The 23,266-nt window shown below is 29.7% G+C and carries 32 protein-coding genes; all 32 read left to right on the plus strand.

Annotated features, from left to right (window positions below; all coding sequences use genetic code 11):
- Positions 1 to 132 precede the first annotated feature (132 nt).
- The 32 genes from HYG84_RS10770 to ltrA all read left to right on the plus strand — a co-directional run bounded on the left by HYG84_RS10770 (position 133) and on the right by ltrA (position 23,111).
- Positions 133 to 504 carry a hypothetical protein gene (locus HYG84_RS10770; RefSeq protein WP_249168591.1) on the plus strand — a complete coding sequence of 124 codons (372 nt, stop codon included), beginning with the start codon at positions 133 to 135 and terminating at the stop codon, positions 502 to 504.
- A 139-nt stretch (positions 505 to 643) separates the two neighbouring features.
- Positions 644 to 733, plus strand: a complete 90-nt coding sequence (locus HYG84_RS20345; RefSeq protein WP_249168592.1) for a putative holin-like toxin — start codon at positions 644 to 646, stop codon at positions 731 to 733.
- Between the two features lie 389 nt (positions 734 to 1,122).
- Positions 1,123 to 1,554, plus strand: a complete 432-nt coding sequence (locus HYG84_RS10775; protein WP_330655434.1) for an N-acetyltransferase — start codon at positions 1,123 to 1,125, stop codon at positions 1,552 to 1,554.
- Positions 1,555 to 1,809: 255 nt separating this feature from the next.
- Positions 1,810 to 2,616, plus strand: a complete 807-nt coding sequence (locus HYG84_RS10780; RefSeq protein ID WP_212376922.1) for an MBL fold metallo-hydrolase — start codon at positions 1,810 to 1,812, stop codon at positions 2,614 to 2,616.
- Between the two features lie 363 nt (positions 2,617 to 2,979).
- Positions 2,980 to 3,792, plus strand: coding sequence for an alpha/beta fold hydrolase (locus HYG84_RS10785; protein ID WP_212376925.1), 813 nt, complete (start codon positions 2,980 to 2,982; stop codon positions 3,790 to 3,792).
- Positions 3,793 to 4,098: 306 nt separating this feature from the next.
- On the plus strand, positions 4,099 to 4,308 hold the full coding sequence (locus HYG84_RS10790; RefSeq protein WP_212376930.1) for a hypothetical protein: 210 nt from the start codon (positions 4,099 to 4,101) through the stop codon (positions 4,306 to 4,308).
- 74 nt (positions 4,309 to 4,382) lie between these two features.
- Positions 4,383 to 5,420: a S66 family peptidase gene (locus HYG84_RS10795; protein WP_212376933.1), complete on the plus strand. Its 1,038-nt coding sequence runs from the start codon at positions 4,383 to 4,385 to the stop codon at positions 5,418 to 5,420.
- A gap of 126 nt (positions 5,421 to 5,546) precedes the next feature.
- Positions 5,547 to 5,849 (plus strand): LPS biosynthesis protein, encoded by a 303-nt coding sequence (locus HYG84_RS10800; RefSeq protein WP_212376938.1) that lies wholly within the window; start codon positions 5,547 to 5,549, stop codon positions 5,847 to 5,849.
- A 414-nt stretch (positions 5,850 to 6,263) separates the two neighbouring features.
- On the plus strand, positions 6,264 to 6,686 hold the full coding sequence (locus HYG84_RS10805; RefSeq protein ID WP_212376941.1) for a VOC family protein: 423 nt from the start codon (positions 6,264 to 6,266) through the stop codon (positions 6,684 to 6,686).
- Between the two features lie 116 nt (positions 6,687 to 6,802).
- On the plus strand, positions 6,803 to 7,726 hold the full coding sequence (locus HYG84_RS10810; protein ID WP_212376945.1) for an EamA family transporter: 924 nt from the start codon (positions 6,803 to 6,805) through the stop codon (positions 7,724 to 7,726).
- Between the two features lie 255 nt (positions 7,727 to 7,981).
- Entirely contained in the window at positions 7,982 to 8,713 is a 732-nt protein-coding gene (locus HYG84_RS10815; RefSeq protein WP_212376965.1) for a helix-turn-helix domain-containing protein, read from the plus strand.
- 111 nt (positions 8,714 to 8,824) lie between these two features.
- Positions 8,825 to 8,986, plus strand: coding sequence for a hypothetical protein (locus tag HYG84_RS10820; RefSeq protein ID WP_212376968.1), 162 nt, complete (start codon positions 8,825 to 8,827; stop codon positions 8,984 to 8,986).
- Positions 8,987 to 9,120: 134 nt separating this feature from the next.
- Complete coding sequence (locus tag HYG84_RS10825) at positions 9,121 to 9,261, plus strand: hypothetical protein (protein ID WP_212376971.1); 141 nt, start codon at positions 9,121 to 9,123, stop codon at positions 9,259 to 9,261.
- Entirely contained in the window at positions 9,222 to 9,446 is a 225-nt protein-coding gene (locus tag HYG84_RS10830) for a hypothetical protein (protein WP_330655435.1), read from the plus strand. The genes HYG84_RS10825 and HYG84_RS10830 overlap by 40 nt, the downstream gene beginning before the upstream one ends.
- 464 nt (positions 9,447 to 9,910) lie before the next feature.
- A complete protein-coding gene (locus HYG84_RS10835; RefSeq protein ID WP_212376974.1) occupies positions 9,911 to 10,540 on the plus strand; it encodes a hypothetical protein in 630 nt (209 codons plus the stop codon).
- 708 nt (positions 10,541 to 11,248) lie between these two features.
- Entirely contained in the window at positions 11,249 to 11,641 is a 393-nt protein-coding gene (locus tag HYG84_RS10840) for an ArsR/SmtB family transcription factor (RefSeq protein ID WP_212376977.1), read from the plus strand.
- A 13-nt stretch (positions 11,642 to 11,654) separates the two neighbouring features.
- Entirely contained in the window at positions 11,655 to 12,446 is a 792-nt protein-coding gene (gene arsM / locus HYG84_RS10845) for an arsenite methyltransferase (protein ID WP_442860795.1), read from the plus strand.
- Positions 12,447 to 13,489: 1,043 nt separating this feature from the next.
- Positions 13,490 to 13,681 (plus strand): hypothetical protein, encoded by a 192-nt coding sequence (locus HYG84_RS10850; protein WP_212376980.1) that lies wholly within the window; start codon positions 13,490 to 13,492, stop codon positions 13,679 to 13,681.
- A 171-nt stretch (positions 13,682 to 13,852) separates the two neighbouring features.
- Positions 13,853 to 14,317: a GNAT family N-acetyltransferase gene (locus tag HYG84_RS10855; protein WP_212376983.1), complete on the plus strand. Its 465-nt coding sequence runs from the start codon at positions 13,853 to 13,855 to the stop codon at positions 14,315 to 14,317.
- 120 nt (positions 14,318 to 14,437) lie between these two features.
- Complete coding sequence (locus HYG84_RS10860) at positions 14,438 to 15,439, plus strand: phosphotransferase enzyme family protein (protein ID WP_212376985.1); 1,002 nt, start codon at positions 14,438 to 14,440, stop codon at positions 15,437 to 15,439.
- A 396-nt stretch (positions 15,440 to 15,835) separates the two neighbouring features.
- Positions 15,836 to 16,261, plus strand: coding sequence for a hypothetical protein (locus HYG84_RS10865; RefSeq protein WP_212376988.1), 426 nt, complete (start codon positions 15,836 to 15,838; stop codon positions 16,259 to 16,261).
- 68 nt (positions 16,262 to 16,329) lie between these two features.
- Positions 16,330 to 16,509 carry a hypothetical protein gene (locus tag HYG84_RS10870; protein WP_212376991.1) on the plus strand — a complete coding sequence of 60 codons (180 nt, stop codon included), beginning with the start codon at positions 16,330 to 16,332 and terminating at the stop codon, positions 16,507 to 16,509.
- A 376-nt stretch (positions 16,510 to 16,885) separates the two neighbouring features.
- Positions 16,886 to 17,068, plus strand: a complete 183-nt coding sequence (locus HYG84_RS10875) for a hypothetical protein (protein WP_212376994.1) — start codon at positions 16,886 to 16,888, stop codon at positions 17,066 to 17,068.
- Between the two features lie 33 nt (positions 17,069 to 17,101).
- Positions 17,102 to 17,302 (plus strand): hypothetical protein, encoded by a 201-nt coding sequence (locus HYG84_RS10880; protein ID WP_212376998.1) that lies wholly within the window; start codon positions 17,102 to 17,104, stop codon positions 17,300 to 17,302.
- Positions 17,303 to 17,433: 131 nt separating this feature from the next.
- The gene (locus HYG84_RS10885; protein WP_212377001.1) at positions 17,434 to 17,592 is read left to right on the plus strand and encodes a hypothetical protein; all 159 of its coding nucleotides are present in this window, start codon (positions 17,434 to 17,436) and stop codon (positions 17,590 to 17,592) included.
- A 150-nt stretch (positions 17,593 to 17,742) separates the two neighbouring features.
- A complete protein-coding gene (locus HYG84_RS10890) occupies positions 17,743 to 18,309 on the plus strand; it encodes a 2'-5' RNA ligase family protein (protein WP_212377004.1) in 567 nt (188 codons plus the stop codon).
- A 274-nt stretch (positions 18,310 to 18,583) separates the two neighbouring features.
- Positions 18,584 to 18,721: a helix-turn-helix transcriptional regulator gene (locus HYG84_RS20660; protein WP_330655437.1), complete on the plus strand. Its 138-nt coding sequence runs from the start codon at positions 18,584 to 18,586 to the stop codon at positions 18,719 to 18,721.
- Positions 18,718 to 18,939 carry a hypothetical protein gene (locus HYG84_RS20665; RefSeq protein WP_330655438.1) on the plus strand — a complete coding sequence of 74 codons (222 nt, stop codon included), beginning with the start codon at positions 18,718 to 18,720 and terminating at the stop codon, positions 18,937 to 18,939. The genes HYG84_RS20660 and HYG84_RS20665 overlap by 4 nt, the downstream gene beginning before the upstream one ends.
- Positions 18,940 to 19,289: 350 nt before the next feature.
- Positions 19,290 to 19,460 carry a hypothetical protein gene (locus HYG84_RS20880; protein WP_442860809.1) on the plus strand — a complete coding sequence of 57 codons (171 nt, stop codon included), beginning with the start codon at positions 19,290 to 19,292 and terminating at the stop codon, positions 19,458 to 19,460.
- Positions 19,461 to 19,638: 178 nt separating this feature from the next.
- On the plus strand, positions 19,639 to 20,022 hold the full coding sequence (locus tag HYG84_RS10905; RefSeq protein ID WP_212377007.1) for a Rid family detoxifying hydrolase: 384 nt from the start codon (positions 19,639 to 19,641) through the stop codon (positions 20,020 to 20,022).
- Between the two features lie 36 nt (positions 20,023 to 20,058).
- On the plus strand, positions 20,059 to 20,154 hold the full coding sequence (locus HYG84_RS20760) for a GNAT family N-acetyltransferase (protein ID WP_249168759.1): 96 nt from the start codon (positions 20,059 to 20,061) through the stop codon (positions 20,152 to 20,154).
- Between the two features lie 1,073 nt (positions 20,155 to 21,227).
- Positions 21,228 to 23,111 (plus strand): group II intron reverse transcriptase/maturase, encoded by a 1,884-nt coding sequence (gene ltrA, locus HYG84_RS10915; protein ID WP_212377011.1) that lies wholly within the window; start codon positions 21,228 to 21,230, stop codon positions 23,109 to 23,111.
- The last annotated feature ends 155 nt before the right edge of the window (positions 23,112 to 23,266 follow it).

Below are 23,266 nucleotides of genomic sequence, written 5' to 3' on the forward strand. Positions count from 1 at the left end.
TTAATACATACCAATTAAGAAGGATTTAAGGAATTATGCAATTTAAGAATTATAGTTTTAAAGACATAATTTATGATATTTGGTATAATATCATAAATAGAGGGCGAGGGAATTAAAGGAGGTTTTTATAAAATGACTAATGAAGAGTTTCAAAAATTAATATTAGAGAAACTGGTGGGCATTGAAAAAGGACAAAGAAATCTTGAAAAAGTTCAGCTGGAAATCTCAGATAGAGTAATAGTACTAGAAGGAAATATTAATGCAATACAGGAACAAACTATAACTTTATCAGAATTTAGAGAAGAAACTAAAGAAAATTTTTCTGCTTTATTTAATAAAGTAGAAGGCATAGAAAATAAGTTAGATGATATTGAATCCAATAACGCAAATAGGCATTTAGATTTAGGAAGTGGTATGAATGCATTAAGAGAAGATTTAAATGCTATTGAAATAGTTACATCAAAAAATTGGAATGATATTGCAAAACTAAAAACAGTAAGATAATAACTAATTCTAGAAATCCAATTAGAATAAGATTATTGAAATAGAACCAATAGGTATGATATTATTAGGACAAGGTAATCGGAAAAGCAGGGTATGATTGCCACCTCATTTCATATAGAAAGAAAGGAGGTGGTGTGATATGGATACGTATCAAGCAATATCATTAATGATTGCGTTTGGAATGTTCGTTATATCACTTATCTCCTATTTAGATAGGGATAAAAAATAATCACCCTGCCCGCCAGCAGAGTGATTAAAGAAATAACTTAGTTTAGTTGTTTAAGGCAATCACATCTTTGCAGGTCCGATTACCTTATTAACATTATACCACAAACAATTTAAAAGTAAACATATACACTGTGTAATTTTACTTATATAATTAGATCTTTTTTATTAAACAGTTTTAAGCTGTTTTTTATTTTGCAAAAAACCAAATTTAGTTGCTTATATTTAAAAAATTATGACTCAATAATTACGCTTAAAGCAAAACAATGTTATTTAAAGATTAAGTAATAAGACTTAAAAATATTAATTACCAAAATTATGAAGTAGGTTGATATATATTTAATGAAATATGATATAATTCTTATTAAAGATAGTAAAAAGGGGTGATAAATAATGGAAATGATAAAAGAATTAGAAGTATCTAAAATAGATGATGTAATGAAAATTTGGCTTGAAGCAAATATTAAAGCTCATGATTTTATTTCAGAAAGTTACTGGATAGAAAATTATGATTTTGTAAAAAAAGCTTTGCCTCAATCCGAGGTTCTTGTTTATGAAGATGATGGAGAGATAAAGGGATTTATAGGTATTATAGACAAATCTTATATTGCAGGATTATTTATTTCAACTCAATATCAACATAGTGGAATAGGGAGTAAATTGATTGAAAAATGCAAGCAGTATTATCCAATTTTAAAATTAGATGTTTATGCTAAAAACTTGAAAGCTGTAAATTTTTATAAAAGGCATGGATTTAAAATAGAACAAGAAAACGAAAATTATGATACTAAGGAATCCGAGTATTCAATGGTATGGAAATTATAAAAACAATAGTAAAATTAAGGGTACTCGAAGACTTCTTAGTTTTTTAATATAGTGACTAATCATAAAAGGCGGATTTTACATTTACAATCTGAAGTAGGAATAATCTTCTTTGAAAACTGAATAATGCAGTATGATAAAATAGAAAATTGTTAAAGTAATATAGAAAATACTATATAATTTTCTTGTTAGATAAATTGGAGTAGTATTATTTTGTGAAGTTTATTCATATTAAGTATAGATAAAGGAGACAAAAAGATGAAGCTAAAAGTTTTAGTAGATAATAATACATACATTGACCAATACTACTGTGGCGAGCCTGCTGTTTCGTATTATATTGAAGATGATGATGTTAGCTTACTATTGGATGTAGGATATTCTGATTTATTTCTAAGAAACTCAACTGCATTAGGTGTAGATTTAGAAAATATAAGCACTATTGTTATTTCACATGGTCACGATGACCACACAAGAGGATTAAAATACTACTTTGAACAAAATAATAAAAATAATATTTCTATTATTGCTCATCCAGATGCATTTAAAGAAAAGTTAATAGATAATTTAAAAATTTGCTCTCCTATTTTAGAAGAAGAATTAAAAGAAAAATGCAATCTAATTCTTTCGAAAGAACCTATTAAAGTTAGCAAACATATAACTTTTTTAGGGGAAATACCTCAAATAAACGACTTCGAAAATAGAAAACCTATTGGTAAACAAATTGTTGGTGAAGCTCCAGTTGATGATTATGTAATAGATGATACAGCCCTTGTATATAAAAGTGAAAATGGCATTTATATTATTACAGGGTGTTCTCATAGTGGGATATGCAATATAATAGAATATGCAAAAGAAGTATGTAAAGATAATCGAGTATTAGGAGTTATAGGAGGATTTCATTTATTTGAAGTAACTGAACAGGTTAATAAAACTATCAATTATCTAAAACAGAACAATGTAAAGGAATTATATCCTTGCCATTGTACTTCATTTGCTGTTAGAGCAGAAATACATAAAACTTTGCCTGTAAAAGAAGTTGGGGTAGGTTTAGAAATAAACTGGTAAAAGTGTAAAAAATGAACCTATGTTATAGTTATATAATACATAATATTCTTATATAGGGAAATAGATTTATTAAATAAACAAACTAAGTATAATACTTAGTTTGTTTGATCTATATTCTTCATATAAGGCGTAATAACTGTAGAATCGAATAATTTCTTAAGATGCCGTATTATTCAGAAATGAATTTTACGGTATTTTTATGTCGTATTTCAAGTATGTTGGGTACTTTGGAGATATTGTGAAGTAAAGAATATTGTTTGAAAACTGAATAATACTGCATTTAAAAATCAGCTCAAGCATTCATAAACTTGTGTTTAGGTGAATAACATGTCAATATAGCTATTAATTATTGGGGGTATTTTGATGGGATACTATGTTAGAGTAGAGCCAGATGTAAAAATTTATGTAGAGGATCTTAATCCGGAGGGTCATAAGACAATTGTGTTTTTACATGGTTGGCCTGGAAGCCATAAATTATTTGAATATCAGTTTAATGAGCTCCCACAAAGTGGATATAGATGTATTGGAATAGATCAAAGAGGATTTGGTAAATCAGATAAGCCATGGAGAGGATATGGCTACAATCGGTTAGCTGACGATGTTAGATGTGTAGTTGAAGCGCTCAAATTACAAGATTTTATACTGGCAGGCCACTCAACAGGTGGGGCAATTGCTATTAGATATATGGCTAGGTATAATGGGTATGGGGTATCCAAACTTGCTCTTTTTGCAGCAGCAGCTCCTAGTCTTGTCAAACGTCCTAATTTTCCTTATGGCTTGGACAAGGAAACTGTAATCAAAATTATTGAGGGAACATACACTGATCGCCCTAAAATGTTGAGCGATTTTGGTGATATATTTTTCTTTCAGCATATAACAGAGCCATTCTCTGATTGGTTCTTACAATTGGGATTACAAGCAGCAGGGTGGTCAACAGCTGCTATTGCAAAGACTTGGTTACGTGAAGAACTATTTTGTGATTTAGGAACAATAAATGTTCCAACATTAATTATTCATGGCATTCACGACAAAGTTGTTCCATTCCAACTAGGTGAAATACAAAAACAAGGTATTAGAAATTCAAGGCTTATACCATTTCAATATAGTGGCCACGGATCGTTCTATGACCAGCGATGCAAATTTAATGAAGAATTGATGAATTTTATTAAGGAATAAAGTTTTTGCAATATAGAAGTTGCTAATAAAAATGTTAGAAACCAATAATTTATTTTAATACCGTATTATTCAGAAATGAATTTTACGGTATTTTTATGTCGCATTTCAAGTAAAGCACGGTATATGAAGAAAGCACGATGTAATTATTAAAATTTAAAATAAGAATAAGGTTCTTTGAAAACTGAATAATACAGGATTGAAAATTAGGAATCTGCTATAATAATGTAGAAAATATGGTATAATTTTCTTATTACATAAATCAGATTAGTGGATTATCTGCCACAAATATCATAGGAGGTGAATGTATTGAGAAATAATGGAATTGTAAAATTTTTAGTTATTTACTTTATTGCAAAAGCAATTAGTTTAATAACTGGCTTGTCCTACAATGTATTTAATGAAGAGTTTAATTTGATACGGCTTATAATGGACTTAACAATATGGTTAATTGCATACGTTGGAGTAAGTCTAGTTTTTTCTAAATTATTAAATAAACAAAAAAATGCAGTTGAGTAATATCGCATACTTTCTTTTTTAGACCCAACAGTAGGATATTGTGCAAAATTATTTATATTAGGGAGGTTAAATAAATGCTAAAACTAGTTAAACCACAAAGATTAAACCGAGGTGATAAGATAGCTACAGTAAGCCTATCATGGGGTGGTGCTGGTGATACAGATCTACTCTGGAGATATAATTTAGGGAAAAAGAGATTACAAGAGCAGTTTGGTTTAGAGGTTGTAGAAATGCCAAACACTTTAAAAGGGTCTGATTATTTATACTATCACCCAGAAAAGCGCGCGGAAGATTTAATGTCAGCTTTTTCTGACACATCTATAAAAGCAATTTTTTCCTGTATTGGTGGCAATGAAAGTATACGAATGTTGCCATATATTGATTTTGATATTATAAAAAATAATCCTAAAATATTTATAGGGTATTCTGATACAACTATTACACATTTTATGTGTCTTAAAGCAAATCTGTCAAGTTTCTATGGCGCATCTATTCTTGCAGAATTAGCGGAAAACATTAAAGTGTTTGACTATACTGCTTATTGGTTAGAAAAAGTTTTATTTGACCCTTCTCCAATTGGAGTAATACCAGCCACTAATGAATGGACTGGAGAAAGAATAGAATGGAGTGAAATCAATGCCTCCATCGCAAAAACTATGGTAAAAAATCAAGGATATGAATTTTTACAAGGCAACGGTGTGATTCAAGGGCATTTAATTGGTGGTTGCATTGAAGTAATGGAGATGATAAAAGGTACTTCGCTATGGCCATCCAATGATATATTTGAAGATGCTATTCTATTCTTTGAAACATCAGAAGAAATGCCAGAACCAAATTATATAGAATATTGGCTTAGAAATTATGGTAGCCAAGGTATATTGCAAAAATTAAAAGGAATAATTTTCGGGAAACCATATCAAGAAAGATATTATAAAGAATACAAGAATTCAATCATGAAGATTGTAACAGAATTAGGACTTTATAATTTACCCATTGTGTATAATATGTCCTTTGGTCATAACGAACCTATGATATGTTTACCCTATGGTGCAACGGCAGAAATTGATTGTGATAATAAAACTTTTTCCATACTTGAACCAGGGGTAGTATAGCTTATCGCTACTTATTCGTATTTTATTGAGAACAAGATAATCACTTATTTGAGGTTAATAAAGAGATGTTGTAAAATGTATTAAATGACTATGAATAAAAATTTATATTATACGGGGGGAGATATAATGATTATTGATAATAATCCAAAAGAAAAAGAAGCCATGGAGGCATTTCGCAGAGGCGAACGTTCACTTGGCTATAAACTTCAAGATGAATTTGTAGCAGAATTAAGAGAAAGTATAGGAAAAGTAGACCATTGCACCTGCCAGAAAGCATGTAAGTATCATGGAAAATGTATAGAATGTGTTGCTATACACAGAGCACACAGAGATCATCTTCCAAATTGCTTTAGAAGTTTGGTTAATGAAAGGATTGAAAAACTTTCTGAATTAACAGAACACAGCATTGTAGAACAAATAAAAAAATAGTGGATATAGAGAAAATAACATAATAGAAAGTCAATGTTAGCCACATTTTTCATATCATCTATAGTAAGAATAAAACATTAAATAACCTATAATTTTCTATTGTAAAATATAAAACACGAATATTTTACTTTAATGCCGTATTATTCAGAAATGAATTTTACGGCACTTTTATGTCATCTTTCAACAATATTGCGTATTTTAAGAAAAAGTGATGTAACTATTAAAAATTAAAGTAATAATGTTTTTTGAAAACTGAATTGCGATATTATAAAATAGAAATTTGCTATAACAACATAGGAAATATGGTATAATTTTCTTGTCAGACAAGTCGAATTAGTAAAATATTATGATGTAAAAATTGAAATAAAAATATGGATAGAATAAGAAAGTCCAAAATTAGGAGGAGTTGAGAAAATGGTTCAATCAATTATTCATATAGCCTTGGTTGTAAAAGATTATGATGAGGCAATAGAATTTTATACTAAGAAGCTTAATTTTACATTAATTGAAGATACTTATCAGCCGAAACAAGATAAACGTTGGGTAGTAGTATCTCCACCTGGTTCAGTCGGAACTACGATATTACTTGCAAAAGCCTCTAAACTTGAACAAGAGTCATTTATTGGTAACCAGTCAGGTGGTAGAGTTTTTCTATTTTTAAACACTGATGATTTTTGGAGAGATTATAATGAAATGATTTCAAGAGGAATAGAATTTGTGAGAGAGCCGAAAGACCAATCTTATGGAATAGTCGCAGTATTTAAGGATTTATATGGAAATCTATGGGACTTAGTAGAGTTGAAAGAAGGTCATCCAATTTTAGAACGAATTAAGTAGCTGGCTGAATAAATTCACAATAATTATAAAATATGTCTCATTCGTATTTTATTATGAATTATCAACGAGGTTATTAAGATATTACAGAAAGACATAGATAGAAGGGATGTAGATTTATGAATAGACGGGATTTAACACTTGCTTTATTAGTTGTAACAGTATGGGGAGCTAATTTCACAGTAATTAAGTTAGGGCTTAGTGGTATACCACCTATGTTGCTGGTTGCTTTACGATATACATTTGCTGCCATACCCGCAATAGCCTTTGTAAAACGTCCAGCAGTAGGGTGGCGTTACATTGTTGCTTATGGAATGACCGTTGGGGTTGGGCAATTTGCTTGTTTGTTCTATGCAATGAATATAGGAATGCCAGCTGGTGTTGCTTCCGTTGTCCTGCAATCTCAGGCTTTCTTTACACTTTTATTTGCTGCAATATTATTAAAGGAAACATTAAAAGGAATGCAAGTGATAGGTCTTTTAACAGCTGGACTTGGACTTTATTTTATAGGCGGAAATGTTGGGAGTAATAGATTATCCTCAATTCCTCTTGGACCATTTTTATTAACACTTCTTGGAGCTGCTTTTTGGGGGATTTCAAACATAATAGTAAGATATGCTTGGAAACAAAGTGAGTCCTGTGGGGAAAAGCTGGATATGTTGAGTCTGGTAGTATGGTCAAGTCTTGTACCTCCACTCCCCCTTATGGCTTTTGCTATGATGTTGGACACACCAAAAACATTATTGGATGCAGTGATTAATTTGAATGTCCTATCTGTATTTGCTGTGCTTTATCTGGCCTTTTGTGCAACATTATTTGGCTTTTACACATGGAGTATGCTGCTTGCAAAGTACCCTGCTGGCAAAGTAGCGCCACTTTCCCTTCTTGTTCCTATAACTGGACTTATTACATCACAGATTGTTCTTGGTGAACAACTTTCAAAAATGCAATGGTTAGGCGGTATTGTAATACTTCTGGGGTTAATAATATCTAATTTTGGAGGTTCGCTAATTCAGCGCATTTTTAAGACAAAAGGTGCATAATGTTTATATTATTTGTAGTAAAAATAAAACTTTAAACCACGTATAATCTTCTATTATAAACCGCGAGAATGTTGGTTATATCACTGAGCTCCTTTCAGAAAAGAGCAAAAAATACAGTTGCGCTTGATGTATTGGCAGATTGAAGAGTTGATATCGGGACATTATGGGTAAAAGATACCTAATATACAACAGTAAAGATGATTTTTATGTTATATTTAATTTAATGTATAGTCTATTATAGTAGGGAGTGGTATAATGGAAAATCTAAAAAATTTTCAATTTAGATATGCAGTATATGATAATGCTCTAAATATTCATAGCCATTCTTATGCACAGATGTTGTTTCCAATTGAGGGCAATCTTTATATAGAGACAGGAAAGCAGCGTATAAACCTGCAAGCGGAGGATATCTTTTTTTTACCACCTAATTGTCGACATATTTTTGCTGCTAATGGAGACAATACATTTTTAGTTCTGGATATCCCATTATATATGATTTATAGAGATGATATGAATAAGATAAATGGAGGAATACGTATTTTACCTAATGAAAAATGGAAGGCGATTAAATTCTTACTTTTAGATGAAATTAATGGAGAGAATGCTAGTCATCAATCCATTCTAGACTTATTTCGCTATTCTTACAACATGCTTTTAGTGGATACTCTTCCAAATTCAATTAGATATATACATGAACATTTTAATGAAATTATAAATTTAGATATTTTAGCTAAGATTGAAAATTACAGCATCGCTTACTACTGTGAATGGTTTAAGAAACAAACAGGGGTTACATTAACTAATTATATTAAGAAATTAAGAGTATCAAAGACAAAAGATTTATTATTAAATACAAATTATTCCATACTACAAATTGCTCAACAGGTTGGTTATGAGCATCATTCATCTTTAACAAGAGTATTTTTGGAATACGAGAAATTGACTCCTAAAGAATATAGGAAAAGTATCCAAAAACCTGTTAAGTAAATCCATAATTTAGGTAAAGAGTTAACTTTCTTAATACTATAGAATGACAGTATTAGGAAAGTTTTTTTATGCTCTATAGGGCTCAATCCTAAATTAGGGAGGTGATTGGAAATGAAAAAAGGAAATAAAGGTATGGGTATTGCTATAGTATTTATAATAGTTGTTATATTAATTATATTCATCTCGATTAATAGTATTAATAATCGAACAACACCAAATAATAACAGACCAATCCATGAGTTATGGGATACAAATAAACTTAATTCTTTATAAAATAATTTTGCTTTAATAACTAGAATAATAGAAATTTATTAAAAGTTTTTAGACACTGTAGTTGTAATTTAAATATTATTATTTATAATTTGTATTTAATACGTATATTAAAGCAGCTACATTAGGAGGAAAAAATGAAACTCACAAAAATAAATGATAAAGTATACTATATTCCAAATGCTACGAATATCGGCTGTATTTTAAATGGAGATGATGCTATTTTAATAGATACCGGTTGGAGGATCATACAGGAAGGAAAATATCTAATATTTTAGAAAAAGAAGGCATAATTGTAATAGGTGTTTTTCTGCCTTGCTATCTTGGTTATGAATTAGATAACTATGAAATTAACAATGGTTATATTACCGAAGCAATTCAAAAATGGATTGATATTATGTTTAACGAATTTGGGTACATAGAATTGAAGCCAATATTATGTCTAAAAATATACGCTCTTTAAGAGTGGTTGAAAAATTAGGATGTTATAACTAGGAATTAGCATATAAATAGTTATATAAAAAAGAAGAATCTATTAAGAAGATTCTTCTTTTTTATATGATTAGTACCATCTAATTACTCCACAAGCTAGCCTTTTACCTGAATTACTGGCAGGTTGTGTTCGATAATCATCGATATCAGGGAAACTCGATATTTTTTATTTTTAGATATGACATAACTCTACAAAATTTCTATGAAAGTTGATATATAATGTAGACTGACTCTAGCAGATACAAAGAAAGATTTAATTTATATGAATACAGCAAAGTGTTATAGCAGGGATTCAATCATGATGGCGAACCTCCTAAAACAGAGGAGCACATGCTTGATATAAAAAATAATTTTTCTGGACATCATGTAAATCTTAGATATAAGATAGCAGTTGTTGCACCGAATAGAGAATATGTTTCCTACTGGAGGTTGAAAATGAAACTTAAAATAAAAAAAGTTATGTTATATGGAAACAAAGAATTAAATATTTATATTCCTACTAAAGTTCCTAAACAATTGACAGCGGTAGATCCGATAGTTTGGGATAATGCTATATTAGGAAACTCAATTGCATATGAATTTTTAAAAAAGCTATTTGTTTTAGCGGCAAATCTTGAGTCAAAAGAAATAATATACATTCCAACACATTCTATGAAAATAAATGAATATAAAGATATATGGAAAGATGGAATATTTGATATGGATATAGTACTGTTAAATTATCATGCTACACAACTCAAAGCGAAAGAAATATTTAAAGCTATGAAAACAAAAAGTATCTTTACCGAACATATTAGAGAAGTGGTTATTGAAGATAATAATATAGTATATCCTGATTATTGGTTAACTGACAGAAAATTAAGTGCAAGACGTTTTAAAGACACCTTAATGATTTCCACTAATAGAGATGTATTTTTAATGCTTGCGTATGATGCTGGACGCATGACAGGCATAGAAGACACTGAAGAATATAATTTTGATTCTCATATTCATGAAGATTCAATAGGGACATCAGAAAATAATGGATTTAATTTTTTATATTATCATAAAAAAGATAATATATGACACTAGCTAACAACTTGGTTTTTACATTAGTTAATCTAAAATTAGAAATAAAAAACTGTTAAGAGAAATACTAAAGAATACAATATTAAACAAAAAAATAATCATCCTGATCGCAACAGGGTGATTTTATGCTAATTCGACTCTTCATCAAACAGAGAAAAGAGAAAAAGTATTTGTTTTCATATACATTTATAGCTATTTTTATAGGAGTGTTATATTTAAACACTTGGTTTGTTATAAAATGGTTATCTTGATAGTGGGGATAAACGCACTTATAATGTTGAAGACAAAATTCTATAGGAGTTCTATTATATGACACATTATAATACTGTTACACATAATATAAATTTAATGGAATACATGTTAAAATCGAATATTTTACTTTAATACCGTATTATTCAGAAATAAATATGCGGTATTTTTTATGTCGAATTACAAGAATTAGCTGCAACTAATGAAGATTAGACAAAGTAACAGGGGAAGGAATTATGTTTGAACAATTAAGTTATTTTCCTGATATGAGGCTATTATGAAGTGAATTATAAATAAAAAAGTATTCTTTGAAAATTGAATAATGTGGTGTTAGAAAATAAGAACATTTCATATGAATTATAAAATTGATTATTGACAATTTAAATTAATAATCATAGTATATGAGTATAAGTGAATATAATCATAAAAGCATATAAAATTATGAGGAGATAGGAAATGGATATAGTACAAGTGCTGAAAACATTAGGTGACGAAAATAGAATTAGAATATTAAACATATTAAAAGATGGACAATTATGTGTATGTGAAATTGAATATATATTAGGAATTACACAATCAAACGCTTCAAGACATCTCACTAAGTTAAGTATACTTAAGATTGTGGTATATGAGAAAAAAGCTCAATGGATATATTATAAATTAAATAAAGAAACTTTGGAGCAATTTCCATTTATAAAAGAACTTCTAGAGAATGAACTAAATAAAATAGACATATGTAAGCAAGATATAGAAAACTTAATTGAATATAAAAAGAGTGGAATGACTTGTGAAAATCTGAGAGATTATAAACATAATAGTGAAAATAGCTATAAATGTAAAAATAATTAAGGAGGTAAAAGAGATGAGCGATTTTAAAAAGGTAGATGTTAGAAATGTTGTTCGTAATAGTTATAGTAAAATAGCTATCGGAAATGTAAAAGAGGATGGCTGTTGTGGAGGAGGTATTAAGCTTAAGAAATCTTCAATAGAGATATCACGTAAAATTGGATATTCTAATGAAGAAATATCAACTGCTCCAGAGGAAGCTAATATGGGGTTAGGTTGTGGAAACCCCCAATTAATAGCTAATCTTAAAGAAGGCGAAACTGTTATAGATCTTGGAAGTGGAGGAGGATTTGACTGTTTTTTAGCTTCAAAAAAAGTTGGAATTAAGGGATATATTATTGGAGTCGACATGACTCCAGAGATGATTAATAAATCAAGAGCTATATCTAAAAAATATAGATATAGGAATGTAGACTTTAGACTAGGAGAAATTGAAAATCTTCCTATAGCAGATAATACTGCGGATATCATTATTTCAAACTGTGTTATAAATTTATCTCCAAATAAACAAAGGGTATATAATGAGGCTTATCGTGTATTAAAAAAGGGCGGTAGAGTTGCTATTTCTGATATAGTTCTTATCAGAGAATTAACAGAGGAAATGAAACAAGATGAGAACCTTTATTGTGGATGAGTTACTGGGGCATCTTCAGTTGAAGAATTAAAATTATATTTAGAAAAGGCTGGTTTTAGTGATATTAGCATTGAAACCCAAGAAGTATCAAAGGAATATGCTGAAAAATGGGCACATAATTTAAAAGTTGGAGAATATATTATGTCTGCATCAATAAAAGCAATAAAATTATAGAACTTATGTTATTATTTTATTTAGCATAATGACTAAAAACTGAATGATTTATTTGAACACCGCATTATTCATAAATTGAATTTTGGGGTGTTTTTTATGTCGCAATTTAAGAATTATAGGAGGTTTTTAGATATTATAAATTGGATTGCAGGTAGTAAAATTATGGGAATAGATTAGTAATTTGATATAATAATATAGAAAGTATGGTATAATTTTCTTGTTAAATAAATCATATTAGTAGAAAAATATGTAATCATATTTAAATTTAGGAGGTATTGTAATGATTAGTTTTCTTATGTTTGGTAGCTTGGTACTTGGCTTAATTGCGTGGATATTTCCTGCCATTAACCTCATGCAATTCAAAAAACATGAGAATAGGAATTTTACCCTATACGGAATACGCTTTCACATGTTGGATCAAAGCCCAAAATTCGGATGAACCTAAAACAATTTGATTTAATATCCTCGTTACTGACATCAAAGAAACATTTTCAAAGGCTATTAGTATGGGCTATACTGAGGTGCAATCGGTGACTGAAATGCCTGATTACGGAGTGTCAAATGCCATATTTAGCGACGCTTTCGGGTATCAATGGAGGTTGCATCAAATACATAAAGAAGTGAGCTTTGAAGAACGAACACGACTTTGGGAGGAAAAAAGGGATAACTAGCAATTGTCGTATGATAATCATAATATAAAGTAAATTTTTACTTATTCTCTATAATTTGTGAAAGAAGTAGATCGATGACTATTTTAGATTATCTTTTAGTACATAATAGATGAGTATTATGAAATATCAGCTTTGATACGCATAAGAAATAATTGAGAAGAAAAGGGGTGAGTTTTAGTGAGGGGTAGGCACTTATTATACTCTTTCACTAATTATAAGAAATGAAATTTGAACTATTGTGCATTGATATGTTTCAGACATTAGTAAATGTCAATACAAGAATACCATTTATCTGGAGAAGGATATTAAGAGACAAGTATAATGAAACATTAGCGCTTGAATGTGCCAAATCAGTTAATAAGAATGTAATTAATGAATTTTATCAAAATGGCCTCAAGCAATATAGAATTTATCAATTTAAAAACTATGTTTAGACCTTTTTTTAAGAATATACTTGAAGAAATGAATATATTATTTGATGCAGAAGAAGCAGTTAAAATATTTATGGATGAACATTCTAACGCAACACCTTATGATGATGTTGAAAGTTTTTTTCTTTATTAGGCAATATATTACCAATATGTTTAGTAACTGATGCAGATTGTGAAATGGTATTACCACTATTGAGAAAATATAATTTTAATGAAGTATTTATATCTGAAAGAGTAATGTCATACAAAAACGATCCCAATAGTAAAATTATATGCATTGATCTATTTAAGAGGAGGATTATATATGAGCAATTTTGAATTTATAAATGGGAATATAGAATTACTTGATTTAGTACAACCTTTATGGGAAAAATTAAATAAACATCATGAACTTACCTCAAATTATTTTTCTGATAAGTTCAGAAATTTGAATTTTGAAGTTAGAAAAAATAAGTTTGTTAACGATAAAACTTTAGAGATTAAAATAGATTTAATTAAAGATAAGAACAAGGAGTTATATATTGGTTATTGTATCAGTACAATAAATAAAGACTTAGTGGGAGAAGTTGACTCTCTTTTTATTGAGAAAGAATACCGGAAGTATGGTTTAGGTGATAAGTTAATGAATAGGGCATTAGAGTGGTTGGATAGCAATCAAGTAAAAACAAAAATAATAGGAGTAGCAGAAGGCAACGAGAATGTATTAGAATTTTATAAAAAGTATGGTTTTTATAAAAGAAAAGTAATTTTAGAACAGATAAATGAATAAATCTTATTGCACATTCTTCTTAAAATGCAACATAACTATTAAATAATTTTTTTGTTAGATAAATCGGATTAGCAGAAAATGTGAACTAAAAATATTTCAAAAAATGAGGTGAAAGTCTGAATGAAAACGATGGATCAATCTGTTAGACAAATATTAGAGAAAGCAGAAAGCATATACAATGCCAAAACTGTAAATAAAAATCCATTAGGAAACTCGGCTAATATGATATTTGAACTTTCAACGAAAGATAATCTAATTATTCTAAGAATTTCCGAGTGTTCAGAGTATAAGGAAAAACATATTGATTTTGAATTAAAGTGGTTAAAGTATCTTTCGGAGCAAATTGGAGAAGTCATAAATCCTATCTTAAGCAGAAACGGGAAGTTATACGAAATAGTCAGTATAGACGGAGAGTCGTACATATTATGTGCTTTTGATAAAGCGCCAGGACGACTTGTAAATCAGAATAATCTTGATGAATGGAATGAAACTCTATTTTATAAATTAGGTTCGATTATGGGTAATATCCACAAATGTTCAAAGCAGTATATACTTGATAGAAAACCAAAATTATGTTTTGAATGGAATGATGATTTTGCATTTTCAACTGAATTTAGTTCACTTGATGATGATGTACTTAAAATATGGGATGAGATAATTTTTGAACTTGAAAAATTGCCCAGAACGGTAGATTCATATGGTATAATACACAATGATCTGCACCAATTAAATTTCTTTATTGATGGTGATAAAGTAAAGGTATTTGATTTTGATGATTGTATTTGCAGCTGGTATTCGTTGGATATAGCTTTAACACTGTTTCAGTTTGTTTCTGCAATTTCATATAAAGAAACTCAAGCTCGAAATATTTTCGCTGAAAAATTTATTTATTCTTTTTTAAAAGGATATAGAACTCAAAACAGTATAGAAAGTTTTTGGATTGACAAATTTGATTTATTCTTAAAGTATCGTAGAATATGCACATATAAATTTATCAAAGAGATATTTTCAAAGAAAGATGTCAATCCTCATGCTGAATATTTAGCCTGGCTGAGAGAGGAAATTATTGATGATAAACCATTTATTAAAATTAGTTATCAAAAACTATCTGAAAGTTTATAGTATTTACCAATATTATTAGAGTAATATAAAATATTGTTTTATTTGCAAATTTTATATTAAACGTCATGATTATTAAAACTAAATATTTCATTGAGTTACCGTATTATTCAGAAATGAATTTGCGGTATTTTTTATGTCGTATTACAAGATTTAGCTGCAATCAATTAAGAAAATGTGACGTAACTATTAAAATCTAAAGCATTAATAATGATCTTCGAGAACTGAATAGTACGGTGTTAAAAAATAGAAAACTACTACAACAATATAGAAAATATGGTATAATCTTCTTGTTGGATAAGTTGGATTATATCTAAAAGGCTCAACAAGGTTTATATTAGTTGCATCGTACTTTTAAAAATAAGAGAACAAGATTATTTATAGAATTGGAGGAATAGTATGGATATTATAAAAGTTATGAAAGGAATGGCTTGTGGTGTCATTTATGTTTCATCGTTCTTTTGGACTATGGTTTTGACATTCATATATATTGATAACTCTTTTGGTATTATACTTTTATCGGCTATTTTAACAAATATTATAGTGGGTCTATTAATAGCATCAAAAAGTCATCTCTATGCATTTTATAAATGGTTAATTTCTTTACCGGTAGGAATAATAACTTTTTTGGTATATAGAGAAACAGATTTTGTATATTATTGGCTGAATAAAATAATGCGGGGGTACGGAAATTTATCAGCTGGTGGTAGTTTTGCTTTGTTATTCTATATGATATTTTATCTCTTGAGTTTTTTGATTGCAATTATTACGTCTGTTTACTTTACAAATCAAAGAATAAAAAAAACTTATTCAAATGAATTGTGAGAATAATCTTCATTATATTTATGTTGTATTCTCTTTTTTAGACACAACAAGTGAAAGGGGAGTTAATTATGAAATTGTTAGGGATTATTAATGAACTAATTCCAAAGAAATTAATGATAATAGGATTAATTCTAGGTGCAGTGATATTATTCATAGTAGGTCTAATATATGATCTTTATGCTGCAGTAGCTGCAGTAGCTATGATAATTGCTATATTTAAATATGAAATAATTGATAAATTAAAATAGTTCACTTTTTAAAGTCTGTTGCGCAACATCTTTTTTAGGCTAAACAGTTATAAAACGTGAAGGAAGGATTGCTTATATTAGTTAGCAGGAATTAAATATGCAAATTCATATATGGGGATTTTTATTGGGCATTACTTTCAAATTGGGAATAGATATTGTAAAGTGGATTAAACACAAAAATAAGTAAGCTATTGAATATTATTCTTAATTAAGTTATGTCGCATCAGTAAATATTACGTCTTATTATTACATAAAAAGCATTGAGAAAGGGGAAGAAGATTGAGAAAGAAAATTTTTTTTATGTTTCTGATTTGCATAGCACTTTTAATTGGTTGTTCAAAAGAAGAAACATTTGAGAAATTTTTTTCACACAACTATGGATGAAATGTATAAAGGAGAAGAGGATTATTTTTATTCACTTATTCATAAGGGAATGAATGTTGTGCATAAAGATGATGCTATTGCAATTTTTAAAGAGGAGAATTTGCAGAAAGAACAAATTTTTATCGCATATTTTGAAAAAGAAAACGATAAGTGGAAATGGAGACAAACAAGATGAGCAAAATGGGATTCACGTCATAAATGGTCTTCAATGAACCAAGTTCCATATATTTATTCAGGAGCAATTAGTAATAAAACTATTTCAGAAGTATATGTAGGTGAAGAACCAGCGAAAATTATCGAGGTTGAAGGTGACAAAGGGTTTTGGTATGCAATCAGTGATATCAAAGATGTACAAGTGAAGATTGTAAAAAATGGTGGTACCCAAGAAATAATAGAAGAATTTGAATAAAACCTTTAAGAGATTTGAATAAAATGAACTATTCATATTTTGCTACACAATATTTATATTAGACATGATAGATGGATTATGTACAGCTAGTACTGTTAATTAATTGATTCCTTGTAAAGGAGGACAAAATTATGGAATATATTCAATTGAATTTAGTAGTATTAGTGACATTATTTGTATATACAGCAGTTATAGGTATTTGGATGAAAGTTGCAAATTATGTAGGTGAAAAGCTAGGGATAGGAAGATTTTTTATAAACTTATGGATGAAAACAAGAAGATACAAATAGAGGTAGCTAAGCATCTACTATAGTTATTTAATTTTAAATATTTACATTAATTACATAAGGAAAAGACTCTAATATTTTAAGTGAAGATAAAAGGTAGGTAAGTTTTTGGAAAAATTATTATCAAAATACTTTAGTTTGGAGGTTTCATAAATGAAGGCATGTTTTGCTTTACTTGTTGATAACGAGATACACAACTATTCAAGAAAATTAGCATTTGATTTCGATATAAAATATAATACTGGTTTTATATCTGCTAGGCTTCCTCAACATATTACTTTAGGTCCAGTATTTGATGTTAAGAATCTTGAAGAAGTTGAGAAGTACTTTCATTATTTGGCAGAAAGCGTAAAACCATTTGAAGTTTTAATTAAAGATATCGAGTTAAAGATATTTGGTGACGCTGAGGTAGGTTTCCCTGTTTTATGGATGGCTATTGAAGAAGGTAAAGAATTAAGAGAGTTGCATAATGAAATTTATAAATATATTGCTGAAAATTCATGGGATACAGATAATAATGAAAAATACTACTTCCATTCAACAATAGCATTGGGTGAACAGCCTGCAAGTGTATATAAAGAAATATTCAAGAGCATTCCTGATAAAGAAATTAATCATAATTGTATTGTAAACGAGATAGCACTATTTTGTACTACAGATAGTGAAAGTAAAAAAGGAACCTATATTACTTACAAAATACTAAAATTAAAAAATAGCTAAGAAATAGTAAAGGGGAAAAGCATATGTTAGACAGTAAAGGCTTTGATAATTGGGCTGGAGATTATGATGAGTCCATAGCAAAATGATTTTATTGCTATATAAATCAAATAGGTGGAATAGTACTAGTAAAACATTATTTATCTAATTTCGGTACACATTAAAATGTTAAGTTTAGTTGACAAATTTCCAGCTCTACTTGATAGAAAAGGTTTTTAGTGTTTAGTATACTGTAGTTACAGGTTAACTTGAAATAGAGGAAAGGCTGGTTATAATTATGTCATTAGGCAAAAAATTATTATATTTGCGTAAACAGGCAGGTTTATCGCAGGAAGATGTTGCTGAAAAATTAGGTGTATCTCGACAAACAGTAAGTAAATGGGAAACAGATCAAACCTCACTAGTATTGAAATGATAGTTGATGAAATCGACTGGACAAGTGCATGGAGTAAAAAGTATCCGATTTTATCTGCATATCAAGGTATAAAAGGAATAGATACCTATAGTGAGAAGATATCTGAGTTATATGATGCTTTTAAAAATGAATTTGAATTTAACGATTCAGACACTGTTTTGGTTTTAAAGGATATTCTTTATCAAAAATATAAAATAGCAAAAAAGAAAACTAAGTAAAATGAGCATAATCTATGGTAATTTTACTTCGCAATTTTCATATTATTTGTAGTAATAATAAAACCTTAGATAACCTATAATTTTCTTTTAAACTTAGCTATGCTTTAAATGGAAGTTGAAAATCGATATATAGTTATAGAATAAGGTGATTATACACAAGGAGGGGAACAATGAAGTTCTCAAATCCATTGATAGTTGTTTCGAATATGGAAAAGTCAAAGTGATTTTACTATGAAGTGCTTGGTTTAGAAGTTGTTGTTGATTTTGGTGCAAATGTAACTTTAACAGGTGGTATTGCATTACAAACAAAAAATACTTGATCAACTTTTATTCAAAAACATGATAATGAAATTGTTTTTGGAGAAAATGTAGCAGAGTTATATTTTGAAGAAGATGATTTTGATGGTTTTATTCAAAAGATAAACGACATTGAAGGTATTAACTATGTGCATACCATGGTAGAACATTCTTGGGGACAACGCGTTGTTCGTTTCTATGATCCTGATAAGCATATTATTTAATTAAGGGAAGTTAAAACTGACTTCTCCTAAAATACATAACAATCAACACTATAGTTCATTAGCTCTTGTTAGATATCTTAAAAATTATAAATAAACTCTTCATTGACATGTTTAAGTATATTATGAGAAAATGGCTTTAATATACTACTTAAATAGTAATTTTAAGGGGGACAGTGTTATGTCAAAAAAACAAGTTATATCCACTAACGAATCTATGAAACCTACAGGTCCTTATTCTCAAGGTGTTGTATATGATTCTTTAGTTTTTGTGGCAGGTCAAACAGGGATTAATCCTTCAACAGGTCAGCTTGTAGAAGGAGGTATAGAAGCCGAAACTAGACAGACTTTGGCTAATGTAAAAGCCATTCTAGAATCTGGAGGCAGTTCATTGGATAAAGTACTTAAAGTTAATGTTTATTTAAAAGATATTAATGATTTTGATACAGTTAATAATATTTACAAAGAGTATTTTACAGAAGAATATCCAATTCGCACATGTCTTCAAGTTGTAGCAATGCCTAAAGGAGCTTGTATTGAAATTGAAGCAATTGCTCATAAATAGTTATATATAAACACTAAGAGAGTTACTGCTGAAATTATTTCGGTTGAAGAAAAATATCATGGAAAAGGATACGGGAGAGCTATATTGAATCATTTAATAGAAACTGTTTTTCAAAATTACAACATTGAATAGATAGAATTGATTGTTAACGGAGATAATAAAATTGCAATTTTATTTTGTTTATGTATATGAGCAGAATATGCAGGGTATAGGATTCTATAAGCATATGGGATTCGACATATTTAAAAAGTCAGAACTTGATGAATAAGGAAATCCATTTCCTATACTTCATATGAAATTAAAGTAAGTATATTGGAGTCATAATTTTCTTAGTAGATGCAATAATTATAAAACGAATAACTATTTAAAATACCGCATTATTCAGAAATGAATTTTCGGTATTTTTTATGTCACATTACAGGAATTAGCTGCAGCTAATGAAGATTATGCGAGTGCGTCCTGTTGTCTGACAATCTCCTAAGTAATTAGGAATAAAACAGGCGGAAATGGAACGAAGGAGTCCATAACTAACTGTACTGGTGATTATTCAAGGGTGAGATTCCTTTGACAAGTCTGGTGAGCTTGAAAAAGCCTAATACTCCGACTAGCATGGATTGATACCACATGAAATGTTAGTAGCTCGGTGAAGTCGCCCAAAATATTACCTAAGTCATTCTGATACGGAAATAGAAGTAGGCGGGGTGCTAGAAAATGAGTAGCGTTGAGAATGTTCCGAAGGAACTGACGAAATCTCGAATGTACGGGTCGTGAATTTTGAAATACAGAAATGTATTTAGTCCTTACGGGATATTTAGAAGTGGGAAGGTCATTTCGCATTGCCCAACCTGCATAACTCCTTTTGATAGGGTTGGAATACACGAGGAAATCACTAATATATACAATCGTGTATATGTCTAAACGGCTTAGAGAGAAAGACGAACCTCATAAATGAAAAGCTAATCAGTGTGGAACAGGAGAAACGAGAAAGAGTGCTTTAACGTTGGTATACGTACTCTAAGGATATAAGATAAGTTATCGAAATTCCTGTATTCTCGTGGCAGTAGGGGTATAGTACCTAAGAAACTATGATAATAAGTAGTGGAGGGAAGACCCCAAGTCTAACCAATAAATAAAAAATATAATTAACGGTTTTTGGAGCAGGTAAGCGAAAATGACGTAGTCACGTATTGTTAACCCTAAAGGAGATGACAAAACGGTTGATACAACAACAAAAACTACTGAAATCGGACAACGATCTGAGGGCAATGCAAGATCGCTTTTATGAAAAATCCAAGAATAATGAAAACTTTAAATTTCACTCATTAGTCGAAAAGGCAATGTCAATTCCAACGATTATGACTGCGATTCATAATCTTAAAGCTAACAAAGGAAGTAAAACAGCAGGAATTGATAAATATACTATCAGAAAATATCTTGAACAGGATTATGATAAAACAATATCGGAAGTACAACAAGCTTTCATGAACTACAAGGCACAAAGTGTAAGGCGAGTATGGATTCCAAAGGTAGGCAAAGATGAATTCAGACCGTTAGGAATTCCAACTATCATAGACCGAATTGTTCAAGAATGTATACGAATAGTGATAGAGCCAATATGTGAGGGAAGGTTTTTCGAACATAGTTATGGATTCAGACCTATGAGAAATACGCACCACGCATTGGAAAGACTAACAAGTCTGGTGCATAAAACAGGATACCATTGGATTGTCGAAGGGGATATATCAAAGTTCTTCGATAAGGTAAATCATCAAATTTTAATTAGAGAACTATACAACATGGGAATCGCTGATAAGAGACTATTGATGATAATTAAACAAATGCTTAAAGCAGGAATAATGAATGAAACAATGGTTAGTGAACTTGGCACACCACAAGGTGGGATATTATCTCCCCTACTAGCAAATGTTTACTTAAATAAATTTGATAGATTCATTGATAATAGCTGGAAAAAGTTCAAAACTAGACATCAGTATTGTTCAGACGGAAGTAAATTACGTCAGCTAAGAGATACTTGCAAACTAAAACCTGCATTTTTGGTGAGGTATGCCGATGACTGGTGTTTAATAACTGACAGTTATGAAAATGCAGTTAAGTGGAAATTTGCTATCGAAAAGTGGCTAAGAAAGCACCTTAAATTAGAGCTGTCTAAGGACAAAACTCTCATAACAAATGTTAGGAAAAAGAAAATATCATTTCTTGGATTTACATTCAAAGTTAAAAAGAGCGGAAATGCACGAAAGGGATTTGTAACTCATACTGAACCCGATAGGGTAAGAATTCAACTCAAGAGAAAAGAATTAATGAAAAAGGCAAAAGAGTTACGAAGTAGTAGAGATATAAACGACCTATTGAATAATATCAACATATACAACAGTACAATACGTGGAATAATCAACTACTACGCACCTGCCACACACGTATTCGTGGAGCTTAGAAAATTAACCTTTAACCTACATTATGCTTCATACAAATCGCTAAAGAGATTCGGAGGTAAATGGATTAGAGCTAGTGAAGTGTCTAACTTAAAATCGATACACGAAAATTATGATACAAAAATCCCTGCTGTTCGATATAAAGACAAATGGGTAGGGGTAACATCAACGAATTTTAGTAAATGGATTAAAACTAAATTGAAAAATCAAATTGAAACCCCCTATAGTCTTGAAGGTAGAAATCTTCATCACAAAATAACAGGGAAAAAGCCCCTTAAAACAAGGGCTGACGAATTACTTTCACTAACATTATCCGATTTAATAGCAAAAGGTTTAACAGGAATAAAGTATAACTTTGAGTATCACCTAAATAGACCCTATGTATTTAATGTAGACAAAGGTAAGTGTAGAATATGTAGAAATGACCTACACAAAGATAATGTACACATACATCATGTTAGACCGTACTTGCTACTTGACGAAATTAACAAAGTCAAAAATTTAGCTACAGTATGTGTATCTTGTCACAAGATGATTCACAATAACAATGACTATTCAGGAGTCATTAATACAAAACAACTCAGAAAGCTTAACGAATATAGGGAAAAATTAATTATATTACAAATAAATGATTAGATGGAACGCCGTATACGGTGATAAATCGTACGTACGGTGTGGAACGGGGGAAAAGGGAGTCTGACTGTTTATACAAATAAAAGATTACCCTTACCTATCGTTATCATAGCCATTAAGATTAAAAATATGGATAGTGTTCTTTGAAAACTGAATAA

This window comes from Alkaliphilus sp. B6464, from assembly GCF_018141165.1.
Lineage (GTDB): Bacteria > Bacillota > Clostridia > Peptostreptococcales > Natronincolaceae > Alkaliphilus_B.